Raw genomic sequence first — 19356 nt, 5'->3', positions numbered from 1 at the left:
AGGCCCAGAAGATCATCAACATACAATTAAAGAAGGATGCGAGCCACGGATATTTTGTTAAACTGCAGAACGGCATCGGTACAGACCAGCGTTACGACCTGGCCAATGCGTTCAGTTATTTCGACGATGCACAGCAGGCGTCTGCTTTTGTAAACAGTAATAACGTCAATAACAGCGGCCTGTCCAGAAGCCTTAACAGCCCATATTTTGGCAACCTTTCGAGGCTGGTGGGCACCAACAAGAATATCGTAGAGGGCTTGGGGGGAGCAGGCGGCGCATCATCATTAGTAAACAACCAGGATTTTGGCTTTTTGAATGCCGTTCCGGATTATGGCAATGGTACGGCCGACAACACATCGGTTGGCGTCAGATATAGCATTGACCGTAGCAAGCGATTCAGTTTTTATGGCAGCTACCTGTATTTTTATAGCCGTCGCCAGTTTAATTATACGGCGGCCGGAAAGGAATTGTTCGACCCGCCGCAGATTATTGACCAGCGTGAAACGCTTACCAGCTCCACTAATACCGGTGCACACCGTGCATTTATGAATGTGGCATATAAACCGGATTCATCTTTCTCCGTACGGTTGATTCCCTCCCTGCAATGGTCGCAGGAAAATATGAACGCATCACCGCAGGCGCTAAACCTGGCTGCCAATACCAAAATCAATGCTACCGCCTCTGATAATGAAATCAGTACCCGTAAGGACCAATTATCGCTTAATCTTGTAGTCAAAAAGAAGTTTGGTAAAACCGGAAGAAGCCTCTTTTTTGAATCGGTGTTTGAAAGCAGAAATAATAATGGTGAGGCTCATAATCAGAACATCTTTTTTACGCCTGCCTTCCGGGATACCAGTTTGCAGCGGATTACAGACGAGGGGAGTTACAGTGCCTATGATAATAAACTGCTGTTTACTGCCCCGTTGTCGAAAAAGCTGATGTACCAGGTATACTACAGCTACAGGTATTCCCGGAGTAATACAGGCAGGAATACAGCATTCTTTGATAACACAACCGGCAAGTATCAGACAAACAAAGCTTATAGTGGTAACATTATATCTGTTATCAGTACGAATACAGGTGGCGCGATGTTAAAACTACTGGCAGGTAAAACAACTTACACGGCTGGCGCAGCCGTGCAAACTAATCGTTTCGAAAGAACGGGTGATATGCTGCCGCCTTATCATCAAACTACGGTTAATTTCCTGCCATTACTGCAGGCGGATTACAAGATCTCAGGTACCGCTGCCCTGCAGGTACTTTACAATGGGATGGTGCGTCCTGCAGATCCATCACAGTTGCTGCCTGTAACGGATACTTCTAATCCACTGATTGTTTTCAGAGGAAACATACGGCTGAAGCCTGAATTCACCAACTCTCTCCATGTTTCCTATTACCGCTTCAGCTTCATTGACGGAGGGGTATTGTTATTACATGCCTCTTATGTGCATGTACTCAACAAAATTATTCCCGCGGTGGAATTAAGCAGCGATGGGAAAACACTGGTATCGCTCGTTAATACTGCATATAACAGGGATATCAGCATATATTATAATATCTCCCGGCCTTTCTTCAACAAAACATTTGAAATAACATGGGGTGGTAATATCAGCACGTCGAGATATGCCTTTTATAACAACGGTACTCACGTTATCAATACTTTCCGCATAAACCAGGGACTGGAGTTTGCCTACAACAGAGACCGGGCTGAATTTACAGTTGGCGCCGGCCTGAATACGCAGCACTTCCTGTTTAAACAGCGTATAGAGCCGGTTACTGACCTCTCTTTTACGCAGCGCACCAGTTTTTACTTTACAGGATGGAAAGCCGGTACTGACCTTTCGTTAATCATTCCATCGGGGTACCTGTTGCCACACTCCGGTAATACTATATGGTTGATGAATGCCTATGTAGAAAGGAGCCTGACGAAGCGCCTGCTGGTGAAGGTGTCGGTGAATGATTTGCTGAACCGCTCTACCTGGAATTATAACCGGGTGGTGCGTGATAACTATGTAACAGATTACCAGTATAACGTACCTGGCAGATATCTGCTGCTGTTTGTAACCTATAAGCTGAGCCGGTTCAGATGACGGAGGGCCGGTTGTAGTTATCGTTGCGTGATGCGGTTTTTTCATTTTGCAATTATTAACCACCTATCTGCTCATTTTAACCTGGTGAGCTGTTGTCGGTGTTTGTTGTTTATTTTTAGCGCTGATAATAACTGCTAACTAATAAATCATATACGCGTGTTTTCAAAGGAGACTTATACCAGAAGAAGAAACCGGCTGCAATCGGATATGGGCAGCGGTATTGTTTTACTGCCGGGCAATGATGACAGCGGCATGAATTACCGGGATAACATTTATCCGTTCCGGCAGGACAGCAGCTTCCTGTATTTTGCAGGGATCGACAGGCCGGGGCTGACCTTTGTGCTGGATGTTGATAACAACAGGGAGATATTGTTTGGTGACGAGGCGACTATCGAAGAGATCATGTGGACTGGTCCCATAGATTCACTGGCTTCACATGCATCCCGGGCAGGGATTTCGGACGTAAGACCGTTGTCGCAGTTGCAGGATTTCCTGGCGCATGCCGTGGAGCAGCAGCGCGCCGTGCATTATCTGCCGCCGTACAGGCCGGAGCATACGCTTAAACTTAGTGCCTGGCTGGGTATTCCGGCAAGAGTAGTGGAGCAGCGTGTATCCGTTAAGTTTATAAAGGCCGTGATCAGTCAGCGCGCTATCAAATCTGTGGAAGAGATTGAGCAGATAGAGGTGGCAGTGAACACCACTATTGATATGCAGCTCAAAGCGATGGAGCTGGCGGCGGCGGGTGTCACTGAAACAGAGATTGCCGGCCGTTTACAAGCGGTGGCTATCGCAGCGGGCGGTAATATTTCGTTTCCTGTTATCCTTACTGCCAACGGGCAATTCCTCCATAACCATCCACATAAAACTGCCTTCCAGGACGGACAACTTGTGCTCTGTGATTGTGGCGCGGAAAACGCTATGCGCTATGTGGGTGATCTTACCCGCACACATCCCGTTAATAAAAAATTCAGTACTGCACAAAGAGAAATTTACGACATTGTGTACCTGGCTTACCAGGCCGCCGCGGATGCAGTAAGGCCCGGTATACGTTTTAAAGACGTGCATCTGCTGGCCTGCGAACAGATCGCGGAAGGACTGATTGCACTGGGCCTGATGAAAGGCAATGCGAAAGAAGCCGTAGCTGCGGGCGCTCACGCGCTTTTCTTTCCCTGTGGCCTCGGGCATATGCTGGGGCTGGATATTCATGATATGGAAGGGTTGGGAGAAGAGTATGTAGGATACACAGATGATCTGACGAAGAGCACTGTCTTCGGATTGAAATCACTGCGTCTCGGGCGTGAACTGGAAGAAGGTTTCGTGTTTACCATTGAACCGGGCATCTACTTCAATCCTTTGCTTACAGCCGCCTGGCAGGGAGAAGGCCGTCACCGGGATTTCATCTGTTATGATAAACTGGGCGCCTATAATAATTTCGGGGGCGTGCGTCTGGAAGATAACTTTCTGGTAACTGCTGATGGCAGTCGGATGTTGGGGCGTCCGTTTGCCAGAACCGCCACGGAAATCGAAAACCTGATCGCTTAATAAACGAAACGTCCTGTTATACATGAAAAATACGTTGCGGATGCTGCCGCTTTTATTATTGTTCGCCTGTCATAATGGTCAGACAAAGGATTCCGGACAGGAACAGCTGGACCGGCTTGCAGAGAGATATGTGCGTCTCGGATTGAATATCGGTCAGTATGATCCTGATTTTGTGGATGCCTATTACGGGCCTGATTCGCTGAAGCCAACATCGAAACAGGCATCTTTCCCGAAAGACAGCTTCCTGGCAGAAGTGGATGCACTGAAAAAAGCATTGCAGGGCGTAGGCACGGGTGCGAACAATGATACTGTTCGTACGCGCGCAAACTGGATTACGCAGCAGCTCACCGCCTTCGGCCGCCGCATCAGGATATTTTCCGGTGAGTATAAACCGTTTGACGAAGAGTCAAAAGAGTTGTTTGGCGCGGTGGCGCCGGTGTATCCGGAAGCGCACTACCGTTCGCTGTTAGGAGAGCTGGATAGCCTGCTGCCTGGGAAAGGTCCGGTAGCGGCGCGTTTTCAGGAGTTGGCCCATCACTTCATTATCCCGAAGGATAAGCTGGATACTGTTTTCAGAACGGCTATTGCAGAAGCCCGCAAGCGTACTTTGCAGCATTATGATCTGCCTGGCAGCGAGAGCTTTACAATGGAGTACGTGAGTGGCAAGCCCTGGATGGGATACAACTGGTATAAGGGAAATTACCAGAGTCTCATACAGATCAGTGCCGATCTGCAGATTTTCATAGAGAAGGCAATAGACCTGGGCTGCCATGAAGGTTATCCTGGTCATCACGTGTATAATATGCTGCTTGAAAAACATCTGTATCACGACAAAGGCCGGGTGGAGATCTCATTATATCCGCTCTTTAGCCCACAGTCGCTGATTGCGGAGGGGAGCGCCAACTACGGCATTGAAATAGCTTTCCCGGGAGAGGAGAAAACAACTTATGTGAAAGAAGTGTTGTTGCCGCTGGCGGGTCTTGATACAACGGGTATCACTACTTATTTCGAGGCGCTTGAGATAAAGGGCCGTCTTAATTACGCACGTAATGAAGTGGCAAGAGGCATGGTGAACGGCAGTATGTCTGATTCCGCTGCGGTGCAGTGGCTGCTGGATTATACGCTGCTCAACCACGAGTCTGTTACGAAAGGATTGCAATTCATCCGGAAGAACCGCAGTTATGTGATCAATTACAATTACGGGCAGGATCTGATCAGAAACTATATCAATGCCAAAACCGCGGCGGGTCAGCCGGAAAAAAGGTGGGACGCTTTTGGTTACCTGTTGAGCAACCAGATCACACCAGATGATCTGATTAGGGCAGCGGCTAACAAATAACTATATGTCTTAAAATAAGATAAAACCCTTGCAGATAGTTTGTCTGCAAGGGTTCTTCATTTACGTACTACCATCATGCCGGTCAGCCACCGGGAGAGCATGAACAGCAGCAGCACTGCCACACCTACGATTACCACAAAGAGCAGGAAGAAATCATAGGCCGACTGGATAGCGTAGCCTCCCAGTACTATTGTTCTGCCGGGCTCGGGATACAGGCTGCTTAATACGCCGGCCAGTTTATTGGCGGCGGCTGCAGCAAGGAACCACACTGCCATCAACAGGGAAGAGAATTTAACAGGTGATAATTTATTTACCAGCGAAAGACCTATAGGAGAGAGGCAGAGTTCTCCGAAAGAATGCAGGGCATACATTCCGGTGATCCAGATGACACTGACTTTTATACCCGGACCCGCTGCTCTTACGCCGAAGGCGATCCACAAATATCCCAGTGACAGGAACAGCAGTCCTATTGCCATTTTCGCGGGGGCTGGCGGTTCATAGCGGCCAAGCCGTGGCCACAGCCATGCAAAGAATGGCGCGAACAATACGACGTAGATAGAACCTAAGGAAAGAAACAGGCTGGGGGGGATTTCATCCAGCGATAGATTTGGTTGCTGCTGTTGCAACAGGTACAGATTGGTGCCAGCCAGCAGTATGCCTACGCCGCTTATCAGGCCGTATAAGGTATTGCGCAGCCGGCGGTCGTCTGTGGATGATAGCTGTTGTTTCGTTTTTCTGAAGAGCCGGTATAAAACATATAATAACATGCCGGAGACCAGGTGTATACTCCATACGGGGATTGCCCAGTTCAGCTTCCGGTTGGTCTGTTCATCTGCGAAGAATGTCAGCGAGGCGCCAGCCTGTTCAAAAGCAGCCCAGAAGAATATCACGAAGAAAGAAACAATGAAGATGACCGTCACGCGCTGTTTCTCCTCACTGGTGAGTGAAGTATCTTTGAAAATGATCACGGCAATCAGTATGACTGCGGCCAGCAGCAGGTAGGAGAGGTAGTTTACTACTTCCGCATCCAGGTACAGCAATCCGATCATAACGAGTGTAAGCAATAGTAGTTTGACCGTTGTTTGAAACGGCTGAAATGTACTGGTAGTTTTGTTTTCAGGTGGGAGTCCTAATTCACGGCCGGCAGGATCCGTTACATAGCGTTGGTGAAACACAGCCTGCACAATAACACTGATCACCATGCTGACGCCGCCTGCGAGGAAGGCCCACCGGAAGTCGGCAGGATCACCGGTATCGCCGGCGAGGCCGCAGATAATAGGCCCTAGTGCGCCGCCGGTATTAATGCCCATGTAAAAGATTGTATATGCGGTGTCTTTTCGTTTGTCGCCTTCCGGATATAGCTGTCCGACGAGTGAAGAGATATTTGGTTTAAAGAAGCCGTTACCGGTGATCATGCAGCCTAGACCGCTGAAGAACAGCAGGAGGGTAGCTTGCGGGTAAGTGTGATAGAGTGATCCGCTGAAGAACAGGATCAGCTCACCGAGCGCCATGAGGATACCACCGACGATGATAGATCTGCTGTTGCCCCAATAGCGGTCTGCAATGTAACCGCCCAGCAATGGCGTAAGGTATATAAGGCCTGTGTAACTGCCATACAGGTTGGCAGCAAATGCTTTGTTGAACAGCAGGGCTTTGGTCATAAACAGGATCAGTACGGCCCGCATGCCGTAATAGTTGAACCGTTCCCACATTTCTGTTGCAAACAGGATGTAAAGCCCTTTGGGGTGAGATATCTGGCGGGAAGCTGGCATAGTAATGAATTTAACAGTGGTTTATCAAATATGCCTTTGTTTGGCAGAATGTTGTTTGCAGTAATTAACCATGTATGTGCTCATTTTAACCAGCATGTGTCAGGGTTTAGTATTCTGGCAGCAGTGAGATCACCCATTTTTACGATGTAATTTCACATCGAGCGTCCGGATAGTTGAGGAATAGATGAGAAGCATGACGGTAGCTTGTTTATTACCCACCTTAATGTTTTAGTTATGAAAAAGGTAATCACAACTGGTAAAGTACTCAGCAGAATTGAGCTAAAGAGGATCAATGGAGGACTGCATGGTATGCATCGTCTTTCCTGCAGCAGTATAGTTTCCCAGATTTTATGCGTTTTGTGCAGCTGTACATGGAACGGCGCCGTCTGCACCGGTACCAGCACATGCTGAGGTAATTCCTTATGGCTTTGGTGATCTTTGTCATTGAACGAAGGAGGCTATGTGCCTCCTTTTTTGTTGTTAGGTTTCCTTACTTTGAAAAATTTTATGCTAAAATGAACAAATGGAAATTAGCTGTTGTTATTGCTGTGTTACACTGAAAGAAAAAGTACAGGAATGTATATGTTTATAACCTCAAAGTAATTATAAATGATATTCTCCCATCTTAAAATTCCAGGTTGTGATCACAGGTCCGTTAATGTCTGATGCTGTCCTTGTCAGGTTAGTTTGTGCTGACAGATACCCCAAATCTGTGGTCTTTCCCCAGGAATAGTAATCATGAGCAGGATTAAAAGATAAAGAAGTAATTGGCGTTACCGTTTTTGTGTACTGAATGATAGTATACGCAGGTTATCTGTATCATTAATCCTTGTCGGGTCACACCGTTATCATCAGCAATATACTGGCAGATCAGTTATATTTCAGCAGAATTCAGCGTAAAACTGTATTACATTCTTGTAATACAGTTTTTTTTTATGATTACCTGTCTACCGGAAATACTTTGTCGATGAAGAATAATCCGTCGAAGATATTTTCCCAGGTTGCTTTGAGCGGCATGAAATCTGCCAGGCAGGAGATCTGTGTCTGACGTCGTTCCCCTTTAATACGGCGGTAATCCAGGAAGAGGTATGGATGCCCGGAAGAAGAAAGTTGTCCTTCGATGCTTTCTGGGGTGATCGTAGTTACCGGAATGATCTTGTCGTTGGTATAGTCCATATAACTTCCTTTAGCACCGCTGAAGCCGATGGCGTATGCTTTCTTCCCGAAATGCTCATGGATAATGCTACCCATTGGCACATAAGTGCTGAAGAAGTAAAGCGGCGTACCCGTTGTGAGAGGTTGCAGAGTATTGGTATTTTTGGTGATGTGTACATTATGCGCCCATACAATGATTTTCTTTTTTGGATATGCTTTGGTGGCCAGCCAGATCAGGTTTTGTGCCATATGATAATCACGCACGGATACTTCGTTGCCGCTTACCAGCTGCCAGTAGCGCTTTGCCTGCGATTCGATGCTGCAGGTGATTCTGTACCAGAAGCCGGGCGACTGTGTGAAATGTCCGCCTGCTGTGGTATCGAGGGGGGTGAGTGAGAGCTTTAACACATCGATCTGCCAGAAGAAGCGTTGTTGTTCAGCTGCGGAGGGGCGGTAGGCGGGGGAAGCGAACATTGCGACGGAGATGCGCTTAAAGGAAGCCCAGGTGCTGTCGTCATAGAGAACTTGCCGTGTATTCAGGAATGTTTCAAAGTCTTTGAAAAGTTCCTGTTGTGCTTTGAGTCCGCTGTGCTGGCTTTCAAAGCCGGCTATCACGAGGGAGTCTGGCCGGTTTGTGCGTGCCTGTATGTAGTCAAATAGCGGATACATCTGTTTACTGGTGGCCCACATATAAAAGAGGCTGCCTATCACTTCTTTTTTAAGGTCGCCGCCGTTGCGGGTATTTTCCCAGATGCGTGCGCAGTCATACAAGCCGGATTCGAAGGCGAGGACTTCAAATCCCATCTTTTCATGCAGGAATTTTATCAGCCTGATCTTGGCGAGGCAGGTAGATCCTTCTCCGTGGGTTTGTTCGCCGAGCATCACGATACGCGCATTGCCTACTGCCTTTTCCAGTTCCTGCAGGTCTGTGTAGCTGGTATCTGCCGGATCAATGGAGTGTATTTCAGCGGCCTGTTCTGCCAGGGTGGGGACAGCCCGCTGCGCAACTGCCTGACTGCCGATAAACAGCAATAGCAGGAAAATTCGTGTACAGGTAAACGTTAATTTCATAGCTAATAGGTTTGCAGTGATGTCGGTAAAATTAATACAAGGTACTATCCTGTTGTTGTTTATTTTACTTCTCTTCTGAAAATGTCATCTGTCTGAGATCTTCCATCGTCATCTTATATTCGGAAAGCCGTTGTTTGAGGTTCGACAGGATATAATCTTCTTCTACCGGGAAACGTTCCTGCAATTGTTTGTATACGGGCAGTAACCGTTTGTTCCTGATGCCTGACAATGCCTGTAATGCATACAGGATTACCCTGTTGCAGGTGTCCTGCAGTCCGCGGATGAAGACATTTGTATAGACTGATTTGTTTTTCAGCTTGCCGAGTGAGTACATGGTGGTGGCGCGGATTCGTTCATTGCTGTGGGCGGCCATCGGCGTAATAAGGTCGCCGTAGCTGGCTTTTGCTTTTTCCAGCAGGTACATGCCGAACGTAAATGTTTCATCGTTGTCGATCGTGTGCATGCGGGAGGAGATAACATCCTGCCAATCCCGGCTTTTATCTTTAGCATACCAGTGAACACACTGGAGGACTGTCAGGAGATCAACATCGCAGTAGGCTGAGAGGTGAGGTTGGGCAATGGCATAGTTGAATTTCGAAAGCGTTTGCAGCCAGGGTTTTTTGAGTGCTTCCGGGGCCGCAAGGTATGCCTGCTCGAACCGGAGGATTTCTTCCCGCTCAACGAGCCGTTTATTCAGGATGCCGTATATGCAGGTTTGTTTGTCTGCCATCTGCGCTGTAGCATGATACTTTTCCAGCAGAACAGTCACGCTGCCGCCTATGTTGTAGCCAAACCAGGACGGGCCATCGGCGAGGAGATCGCCGGAGAGAATTTCATCGAGCCAGCGTTCGTACCAGTCGAGGAAGTTCGCTTCATAGGTGAACTGCGGCTGCTGCATATCGAGGTCAAGGTTCACTACTTTTCCGGTATGGGGACCATTCAGCATGAGGCCATGCAGATAGGTACATCCCTGGGAACCTATTGGCAGAATACCGCCGTATAGCCGTCCACGTTCCTTTTCATAGTCTTCGTCAGTTATATCATCGCTGTTCAGTTGCTTCGTTAGCTCTTCCCACTCCGTTTTGCTGATACCGGGATGGAGCTTTGCCGGAGACGCGAAGTATTGTTCTCCATTCTCCAACAGTTCACCTGTATTTTCCCCCAAAGGATAGATGCCATAGAATGGTCCGGCAGCAGAGTTTTCATGAGAGGGTCCTCCATTACCTATTTCCAGCAGGAAGGCTTTGAAACAGTCTGGTAATGTGACATTGCAACGGGTTTCAAAATCTGTTACTTCGTGTAGGCTTACCGGTTGATTGATTTTATACTGATGACTGTTAGCCCCGAAAACTTTTCTTTTTCTGTCGGCCTTTCCCGCTTTTGTTAGTTTATCCTTTATCCGTTGTATCTGTTCTTTAAATTCCTGCATACCCGTGTGTAATTCTGTCAAAAGTACGGAAATTAAGATATGTGAATGCCACCTGAATGGCTATACGAAAATGGATGGTTACTTCTTTTGCCTGATTATTTCTATTTTTACGTAAATCCTGTTCCACTATGAAACCGTCGTATCTAATTCCCCTGACCTTTGCCTGTGCTGCTGCTCAGGCGCAGCAGACCGACACTATTGCCTGCAAGACAGTGTTATATTTTAAGGAGGCCGCAACGGCCGGCGCGAAGCACACGGCGGTGTGGGGGCGTGATCTTTATGGCCCTCTGATGCTGGTGAATCCGGAGACCAGGTGCATCTATACCAATTATCCGGATAGTGCGGGGACCCTGAAGAAGGAGGGGGGTATATACACCGGCCAGCTGCCGGCAAAGATCAATATTGCCAATACTGCATTGCGGTGGCAGGGAACAGCATGGGCGATGGTGATGCTTCCGCTACCGGAAGACAAAGGGGACCGCGTGAACCTCATTATGCATGAGCTGTTCCATAAGGCGCAACCGGAGCTGGGATTTAGCCAGGCGGACCCTGTCAATAACCACCTCGATAAAAAGGTGGGCAGGATATGGTTGCGTATGGAACTGGCAGCGTTGCTGAAAGCTGTGCATGCCGGCAGTGTTGCTGAAAGGAAAAAATATATTACCGATGCATTTTCTTTCCGGAAATACCGCTATCAGTGTTATCCCGGCGCCGATACCACAGAGAATGCGCTGGAGTTGCATGAAGGGATGGCAGAGTATACCGGTATGATCATGAGTGGAAGAAGTAAGGAGGAGATGATCCGGCATTTTGATCATAACATCAACTGGTTTGTGGGAATCCCGTCTTTTGTCAGGTCATTTATTTACCAGACTACTCCGGTGTATGGTTACCTGTTGAGTCAGCAGCAACCGCAATGGAACCGGCAGGTAAAAAGTAACACGCAGCTCACGGACTATTTTATCAAGGCATTTGGCATACGGCTGCCGGCCGACCTGAAAACTGCTGTGACAGCTGCCGGGAGCCAGTATCGCATCGGTGAAGCAGAGCAGGAAGAAGGCGTTAGGGAAGAAAAGATAAAACAATTGCAGGCTGCCTATGTAGAAGAGTTTATTCGTCAGCCACATACAGAACTGCGACTGGTGAAAATGAGCATCTCTTTTAATCCGGGTAATATTATGCCGCTGGAGGGTTATGGTACAGTATATCCAAGTATGCGTGTATCAGATGCGTGGGGTATACTTACTGTTTCGCGTGCGGCGCTGATGAGTAATGGTTGGGATAAGGTTACGATCGGGCTGCCGGATAATGTTGCGGCCGGGAAGGCCACCGGCAAAGGATGGGAGCTGGTATTGAACGAAGGATATGAGTTGCAGAAGGACGATACAGGTAATTACCGTATCAGGAAGAAGTGATCAGACTTATACGGATATACGAAAAGACCGTAGCAGGATGTATGCTACGGTCTTTTCTGTTTTTAATGCTGTAGCTGCGGGTTGGGACCGGTTTTCTTTGTTACAGGAAAAACACGGTATGCCGAGCGCCAGCGGGGTAAAGGGTTTAAAAAATGCTGCACAGTTCTGAAGTGCAGCATTTTATATGAGGAGGGTCGTAATTATTGTGTGAACTGCATTTCACTGAGATTCTTGTACAATCCGCCGTTTACGTTTACTAATTCTGTGTGGGTGCCTTCTTCGACGATGGCGCCTCTGTCTAACACGATAATTTTATCGGCTTGCCGTATGGTGGCCAGGCGGTGTGCGATGACGATAGAGGTGCGGCCTTCCATCAGGCGGTCGAGCGCCTCCTGCACCAGTTTTTCTGATTCGGCATCGAGTGCAGAGGTAGCTTCGTCGAGTATGAGTATGCGGGGTTCTTTCAGTACGGCTCTCGCGATGGCTATACGCTGCCGTTGGCCGCCGCTGAGTTGTACGCCTCTGTCGCCAACGATAGTCTGGAGCCCTAGTGGGAAGCGTTGTATGAATTCCCAGGCATTGGCTTTTTGGGCGGCCTCGATGATCTCTGCTTCAGTAGCGCCCTGTCGGCCATAGGCGATATTTTCTCCGATGGTGCCGCCGAAGAGAAATACGTCCTGCGGTACAACGGCCATTTGTGAGCGCAGCGCTGTCAGGGGGATATGGTTGCTGTCTTTGCTGTCGAACAGGATATGCCCGCCGGAAGGATTATACATGCGCATGAGGAGAGATACCACGGTGCTTTTGCCTGCGCCGCTGGGACCTACGATCGCTATTTTCTGGTTGGTGCTTACCTGGAAACTCATGTCTTTCAGCACAGTACTTTCTTCGCGTGAAGGATAGTGGAAGGAGATCTGACTGAAGCTGATATTGCCGTTTAGCTGATGTTCGGGGGCAATGGTTTCCGGTGGTGTAATATCTTCTGCGGGTTCGTCGAGCAGTTGAAACAGGTTCTCGGTGGCGCCTACACTTTTTTGCAGGGAGGTATATATTTCTGCGAGCCCGCCGATGGAGCCGCCGATGTTAATAGAGTATAATACGAAGGAGAACAGTTGTCCGTTGTCCAGGCCAATGGCGGCTCCGCGCCAGATTACTGCTACGAGTGCACCGAATATGCCTAGTATTACAAAAGAGGAGAGTGCGCCTTTGTACCTGCCGGCAATTATACCGTATCGTGCGGCCCTGTTGGTACTTTCGCGGTAGCGGCTTATTTCAAAGTATTCGTTGGCGAATGCTTTTACACTGAAGATCCCTTGTAGTGTTTCTTCCACTACGGTGTTGGATGAGGCGATCTGGTCCTGTACTTCTCTGGCGAAGCGGCGGATGAAGCGGCCGAATACACCTGCAATGATGACCATGATGGGTAGTATGGCGAGCATGAAGCCGGTGAGCTTGGAAGAGATAGTCATCAGGAGAATGAGTCCGCCGCCAACGGTGATCACCTGGCGTATGAATTCAGCGGAGGTGGAGGTGAATGTTTCCTGGAGCAGGGCAACGTCTGCGGATATACGGCTGCTAAGTTCTCCTACGCGGCGTGTGAGGAAGAAATGCATCGGTAACCTGATCAGGTGATTGTATATCGTCTGCCGCAGTGTAGCCAGTGCTTTTTCGGCAGCGTTTACAAACAGTATTGTGCGCAGGAAAGAGAATGCCGCCTGTATGATCAGTATTCCAATCAGGAGCGTGCCGGTAGTGTGAATGCCGATGCCGGATTTACCACCGCTGACAAGGTCTCCCAGGAGTTTGGGGAAGGCGAGGCCGGCGAGGCTGGAAATCAGCAGGGAGATCATCCCGGCAGTGAATAGCAGCCAGTGCGGTTTCAGATAGGATGCAATGCGCAGCATTTTCCGCATAGAAGTATTGTTTTTATTGTTGGCCATAGTGTGATGAGAGGAAAGGATTTTCATGTAAGATTACTGGGAATGATTAAACAATATGGACTGATGCGCTCCGGCAAATCTGCTGCAGGTGGAAGTTTCGGATTGATATTATATTAGTGGTGCAACGTATAACCTGCCGGATAAGTGACGCGGGTGTTTTTTACCGCAGCAAATATATCGGATTTTAAAATTGAAATTACAGCATGTATGTAATATTATCTTACCGTTAATAACAGCGGGAGCTTGTAGTGCTTTATTATTTCAGTGGTATATGATGGAATGCTCTGTGGGATTGTATTTTAAATATTTTCGACATTATTGCAAAAACGTTTTTCGTAAAGGCGGATTTCGTTAGCTGGACAAGTAATTTTTTGTTGAATTGAATTTGTTTCCTAAATTCGATTATCCAAGGTCAAAGGAAGCAAAGTATTGACAACAATAGGAAGTAAAAAAATAAACACAAACTCTTGATTTACGTAACCTCAGCAATCCGAGTATGACCCTAGTAATGAATCATCTCAGCATTTTTTTATGAAAAATCAACACGGATCATAATAATTGTGCTTGCACCATCTACGTAGTTACGTGCCATTTGTGTTTTTAACCAATAAATAATGTTTTAAATCAGGTTGATGTGTTGGATTTGTATCCACAGTAGCGACAGCTATGCGTTTTCAGCAATGAATGGCGTGGTTATAAGTCGTTAGGATAACTTATTTAATTGCACAGGAGTAGTATGCCAGCTGATTTTTAATTGTCACAGTAATTATTTGAGTATATCTTTTGAAATTTCCTAAAATGAGTGTTCCCATCACAGGATGGTATGTTGTTTATACCAGGCCACGACATGAAAAGAAAGTAGCACATCAGTTATCGGAGACCGACATCGGTTATTTTTTACCTACAACACGCGAGTTAAGGATATGGAAAGACAGGAAAAAATTCATTGATACTCCTTTATTTCCCTCATATGTTTTCATTTATCTGCAAACGATGGAGGAGTATTACAGTGTGCTGACGCTGGATGGCGTACTCTATTATGTCAGGTCCGGGAAGGAAGTGGCCAAAGTGAGCGAGGATATTATCAATAGTATTCGCCTGATCATGAGCGAAATAGACAGAGGCGATATTGAAATATCAGATCGTTACTTCAGGCCCGGCAGGCAGGTGCTGATAAAAGATGGCGCTCTCAATGGTCTTGCCGGTGAAGTTGTTGAAGTACAAGGGGAGCAGAAAATCCTCGTACGTGTAAATCTGTTGAAAACAAACATACTGGTCACTGTTCCATGTGAATACGTGACTGCCATTACAGCCTGATATAATGTCTCCACCATTATGTCTTCTATTATCCATTTTGAAAACCACTCTGTGTAAGCCCATTTTGGTATAACCCGGAGTTGCCGGTGTGTTCCACCTCGTTACCGGTAAATTAGCAGAAAATTTTATTGACGTTCAGCATATGCACGCAGGGCCTTTCCCGCTTGAGGGGGGAAGTATTGCCTGTTATGCATACCACAGCCGCACGTAAATGCGTTTATACGTAAGCGTTATATGCGACTGTTGCAGACAAATATTCAAACCCGTTTTCAGGGTTAAACGGGAGAAGTGTTCCTGTTATTCTTTTTTTATAAAATTTCTACTGATGGATAAACTCATTCTGTATTGCCTACCTTTCGCCGGCGGAAGCCGGTATTCATATCGTGTATATGAGGAAAGCATGCCACCGTTCATCAATGTTATTCCGCTCGAATATCCCGGAAGAGGCGCCAGAACAAAAGATCCGCTGGTGGGAGATATCAATGCGCTGGTAGAAGATCTGTATGCACAGATAAAAGGATCTGTGGACAATGTCCGTTACGCTATCTACGGGCACAGTATGGGGGGCCTGATGGCCTGCCTGCTCGCCAGAAAACTGATTGCCTGTCAACACCGCACACCGTTGCATCTCTTTGTCACAGGTACCAGTGGTCCTTCGGCGCCGTCGCGTGGAGAAAAGAAGAGACACCTGCTTAACAAACCGGATTTTATCCAGGAAGTGAAAGACCTGAACGGCAGCCCGGAAGAAATTCTGAGTAATGACGAATTACTGGACTATATCGAACCCATCCTGCGGAATGATTTCAGGGTAACAGAGAACTATATCTATACACCAGGTGAAAAACTCAATATACCGATGACCGTTATAACCGGAACGAGAGAAGACATGACAGCTGAAGACATTCAGCTCTGGCAACGGGAAACCAGCGTGAAGGTGGATTTCAGACGGATGCCGGGGCATCACTTTTTTATTTATAAATACCCATTCGAAATTGTTCAAATCATCGCAAAGAAGTTAGTAATTCATTCCAAATCCTTTCAATCATGAGTGACACACAAGTTTATCTGAAGCCCAACGTAGTGCTGGAACCGCTGTATGACAGATGGTACGCATGGAGCCACCTTGTTTCTCCAGTTACCGCTGCAATGAACACTATCGGACGGCACCTGACCATCATGGATTCTTATCTTGACGACCCTGCTATTCACGCTGAAGCTGTACTGAATCCTAAAATGAAAGGTGGCCCCTTCATGGATTTCGGTGGTGGCAGAGTAGATGAAGTAAACGCATTGAAAGATGAAATACTGAAACGCCAGGCAAAAACAATTGAGTTTGCAAAGGCGGTGAAAGAGCTGGACAAAATCCTGGTGGCAGAAGCCAAAGGTTTTGGTTTGGAGACACTTTACGATAAAGTGCCGGATGTACTGAAAGGCTACGTAGAGCTGTACTATGATCGTAATAATAACGCTGATTTCCGCTTCTTTGAAACATTGGTATATAACAGTGAATTTTATAACAGAGATGCGCAGAGTATAGCCCTGTGGACCACCGACAATGACCACCGTCCTTTCTGTTTGAGTACACCCCGTCTCAATGAGCCGGATGTGCTGCATCTCAATATTCCTTTCGAGCATCCGGGTATCGATGATCTCTCCCGGATGAAGAGAACTGGCCGTCCGCTGTCTGAGATCAAACAGATCCTGGGCATCAAACCGGAAGAAGAGGCGCTGTTTGAAACCTTTTTCACGGAAACGCCGCCGCCATCTTATAAAAAGTACACCGGCGACAAGATCCGTATGCGTTACTTCGGCCATGCCTGTATCCTGGTGGAAACAAAAGATGTCAGCATCCTCGTAGATCCGCTGGTTAGCTACTACGGCTATGATTCAGACCTGGAGCACTTCTCAGACGCAGACCTGCCCGATGTGATCGACTACGTACTGATCACGCACAATCACCAGGATCATATCCTGTTTGAGACACTGCTGCCGCTGCGCCATAAGATCAAACATCTCATTGTACCGCGTACCAACAGTGGCAAGATCGAGGACCCTGATCTGAAGCAGATGTTCGACAACATCGGCTTTAAGAATGTAATCGGGATGGATGAAATGCAAACGATCGAATTTATTGACAGTACTATCACTGCACTACCGTTCACCGGTGAGCACAGCGATCTCAATATCCTCACCAAATCTTGTTACCTCGTACAGATCAGTGGCTTTAAGCTCTTGTTCCTGGCAGATTCCAGAATTGTGGAATCCAGATTGTACAAACATATACACAAACAGATCGGCGACGTGGATGTAATGTTCCTCGGCATGGAATGCGACGGCGCGCCGCTCACCTGGCTGTATGGTCCGCTGATTACCAAGAAGCTCACCAGGGACCAGGATGGCAGCCGCAGGCTGGCCGGTTCTGACTGCGCAAAAGGCATGGCCCTGATTGATATATTCAATCCTAAGGAAGCATACGTATATGCAATGGGCATGGAGCCCTGGCTCGAATTCATCAGCAGCATCAAATACACAGACGAATCCAATCCTATCATCCAGTCCAACAAACTGGTGAAACTATGCCAGGAGAGAGGCGTTATTGCTGAAAGACTCTATGGTGAAAAAGAGTTGTTATATAGCAGAAAGCACGTACCGGCAGCAGAACCGGCACTCTCGTAATTATTAATCATCATCATACCCTGGTTATAAGGTATTGCGGGTAATGCCGGAGCAGTTTAATCTGTTCCGGCATCACCTCATTGCACATCGTGTGCAGATCCGGTAACCAGGTTCATATGACCTGTAGCCTTCCCGGCTATGGGAGTGGAATTGTTTTGCCCTCATATTTCCTTCATTAAATGCAAAAAAGAGAATCTCGTAATATGAAAACAGCGCAGCGCCCCATCACCCTTAACGAGCTGTTGATCAGGTTGAAAAATGAACAGGAAAAAGGTATCACATTTATCAGTTCTGGTAATAAGGAAGAATTTCTTTCTTATGGCCGGTTGTATGAAACCGCGTTGAGGTGGCTGGGCCACCTGCAGGATAACGGTATGCAGCCTGGTGATGAGCTGATATTACAGATAGAAGACAACAGGGTTTTCCTGCAGGTTTTCTGGGCCTGTATATTGGGTGGGATGATTCCCGTTCCGGTAGCAGTGACACATCAGGGAGAGAATGCACAGAAGCTGTTCAATATCAGCGCTGTGCTGAAACATCCGTTCCTGATGGTCTCCCGCGCATATTATGAGAAGCTGGGCAAGCAGCAGGACGTAGTGGGAAAGTTTGAAAAGATATTGTTTATTGAAGATGGAGAAGTGGCGGAAGGCCAGGGGACTATTCATCCGGCGACACCGGAGAAGATCGCTTTCCTGCAATTCTCTTCCGGTTCCACCGGTAACCCGAAAGGGGTGGTGCTGATGCACAGCAATCTGATTGCAAATATATACAGTGCGTTGGCTGCCAATGAATGTACCAATGAAGACCGCATGCTGAGCTGGATGCCGCTCACACATGATATGGGCCTGATCTGCTTCCACCTGTATCCGCTGGCCGCAGGCATTCCACAGGCATTGATGCCAACAGATCTTTTTATCCGTCACCCGATGCTGTGGCTGCAGAAGGCTGGTGAACACCGCGCAACTATTACGGGCTCTCCCAATTTCGGCTATAAGTATTGCCTGGACCAGTTTTCGGAAGAAAAGGTGAAAGGACTGGATCTCTCTGATCTGCGTATTATCTATAACGGTGCTGAGCCGATTGCGGCCTTGCTGTGCCGCCGCTTCATGGATAAACTCTCCGTATATAATCTGCGGGAATCAGCCATGAGGCCGGGTTATGGCCTTGCGGAAGCCACCCTGAAAGTATCCTTCACACGCGATATTCCTTCGCTTAAGAGCCTCTTTATACAAAGGGAATCACTGACGATAGGCCATGCCATCAAAACAGTGAACACAGGGCAGGAATCTGCCGGTGTGCTGGAAGTGGTGAATGTCGGACATGTGATAGATGACATGTACCTGAAGATAACTAACGAGAAGGGTTATACGCTGGAAGACGGTCATGCTGGTATCATCTGGATCAGCGGCCCCAGCGTCACTACCCGCTACTATAATAATGAAGCAGCTTCCAGTGCCGTGATAAAGCCGGACGGATGGCTGAATACCGGCGATGTTGGTTTCCTGCTGAATGGCTATCTCTACGTAGTAGGAAGGGTGAAGGATATTATCATCGTTAATGGTCTGAATGTATATCCGCATGATATTGAACAGGCGGTGGAAAAGCTGGAG

12 protein-coding genes are annotated in these 19356 nt (G+C 47.6%); 8 read left to right on the top strand and 4 right to left on the bottom strand.

The genetic code is table 11. From position 1 onward, the window contains the following. The 3 genes from VM802_RS26095 to VM802_RS26085 form a co-directional block, all read left to right on the top strand. Positions 1-2090 (top strand): outer membrane beta-barrel protein (locus tag VM802_RS26095; protein WP_325536252.1); only part of this gene is annotated, 2090 nt, incomplete at its 5' end. A gap of 156 nt (positions 2091-2246) precedes the next feature. Continuing rightward, a complete protein-coding gene (locus VM802_RS26090) occupies positions 2247-3632 on the top strand; it encodes an aminopeptidase P family protein (RefSeq protein ID WP_325536250.1) in 1386 nt (461 codons plus the stop codon). Between the two features lie 22 nt (positions 3633-3654). After that, positions 3655-4971, top strand: coding sequence for a hypothetical protein (locus VM802_RS26085; protein WP_325536248.1), 1317 nt, complete (start codon positions 3655-3657; stop codon positions 4969-4971). Between the two features lie 56 nt (positions 4972-5027). Here VM802_RS26085 and VM802_RS26080 read toward each other — a convergent pair whose 3' ends face one another. The 3 genes from VM802_RS26080 to VM802_RS26070 all read right to left on the bottom strand — a co-directional run bounded on the left by VM802_RS26080 (position 5028) and on the right by VM802_RS26070 (position 10419). After that, a complete protein-coding gene (locus tag VM802_RS26080) occupies positions 5028-6743 on the bottom strand; it encodes a peptide MFS transporter (protein ID WP_325536246.1) in 1716 nt (571 codons plus the stop codon). 939 nt (positions 6744-7682) lie between these two features. Beyond that, entirely contained in the window at positions 7683-8969 is a 1287-nt protein-coding gene (locus VM802_RS26075; protein ID WP_325536244.1) for an erythromycin esterase family protein, read from the bottom strand. Positions 8970-9033: 64 nt separating this feature from the next. Beyond that, positions 9034-10419 (bottom strand): SMI1/KNR4 family protein, encoded by a 1386-nt coding sequence (locus VM802_RS26070; RefSeq protein WP_325536242.1) that lies wholly within the window; start codon positions 10417-10419, stop codon positions 9034-9036. A 107-nt stretch (positions 10420-10526) separates the two neighbouring features. On the opposite strand from VM802_RS26070, the gene VM802_RS26065 reads away from it, so the two are divergent. Further along, positions 10527-11813 carry a hypothetical protein gene (locus tag VM802_RS26065; protein ID WP_325536241.1) on the top strand — a complete coding sequence of 429 codons (1287 nt, stop codon included), beginning with the start codon at positions 10527-10529 and terminating at the stop codon, positions 11811-11813. Between the two features lie 200 nt (positions 11814-12013). Here VM802_RS26065 and VM802_RS26060 read toward each other — a convergent pair whose 3' ends face one another. Further along, positions 12014-13780 carry an ABC transporter ATP-binding protein gene (locus VM802_RS26060; RefSeq protein WP_325536240.1) on the bottom strand — a complete coding sequence of 589 codons (1767 nt, stop codon included), beginning with the start codon at positions 13778-13780 and terminating at the stop codon, positions 12014-12016. A gap of 771 nt (positions 13781-14551) precedes the next feature. On the opposite strand from VM802_RS26060, the gene VM802_RS26055 reads away from it, so the two are divergent. From VM802_RS26055 to VM802_RS26040, 4 genes are all read left to right on the top strand, one after another. Next, entirely contained in the window at positions 14552-15070 is a 519-nt protein-coding gene (locus VM802_RS26055) for a UpxY family transcription antiterminator (protein WP_325536238.1), read from the top strand. A 325-nt stretch (positions 15071-15395) separates the two neighbouring features. Then, a complete protein-coding gene (locus VM802_RS26050; RefSeq protein WP_325536236.1) occupies positions 15396-16118 on the top strand; it encodes a thioesterase II family protein in 723 nt (240 codons plus the stop codon). Next, complete coding sequence (locus VM802_RS26045) at positions 16115-17746, top strand: MBL fold metallo-hydrolase (RefSeq protein ID WP_325536234.1); 1632 nt, start codon at positions 16115-16117, stop codon at positions 17744-17746. Before VM802_RS26050 ends, VM802_RS26045 begins: the two co-directional genes overlap by 4 nt. A 203-nt stretch (positions 17747-17949) precedes the next feature. After that, on the top strand, positions 17950-19356 hold a 1407-nt coding region (locus VM802_RS26040; protein ID WP_325536232.1), incomplete at its 3' end, for an AMP-binding protein.

Origin of the sequence: Chitinophaga sp. (assembly GCF_035538455.1) — a bacterium.
Lineage (GTDB): Bacteria > Bacteroidota > Bacteroidia > Chitinophagales > Chitinophagaceae > Chitinophaga.
The sequence above is the reverse complement of the archived record's forward strand: the minus strand, read 5'-3'. Positions and strand labels throughout refer to the sequence as shown.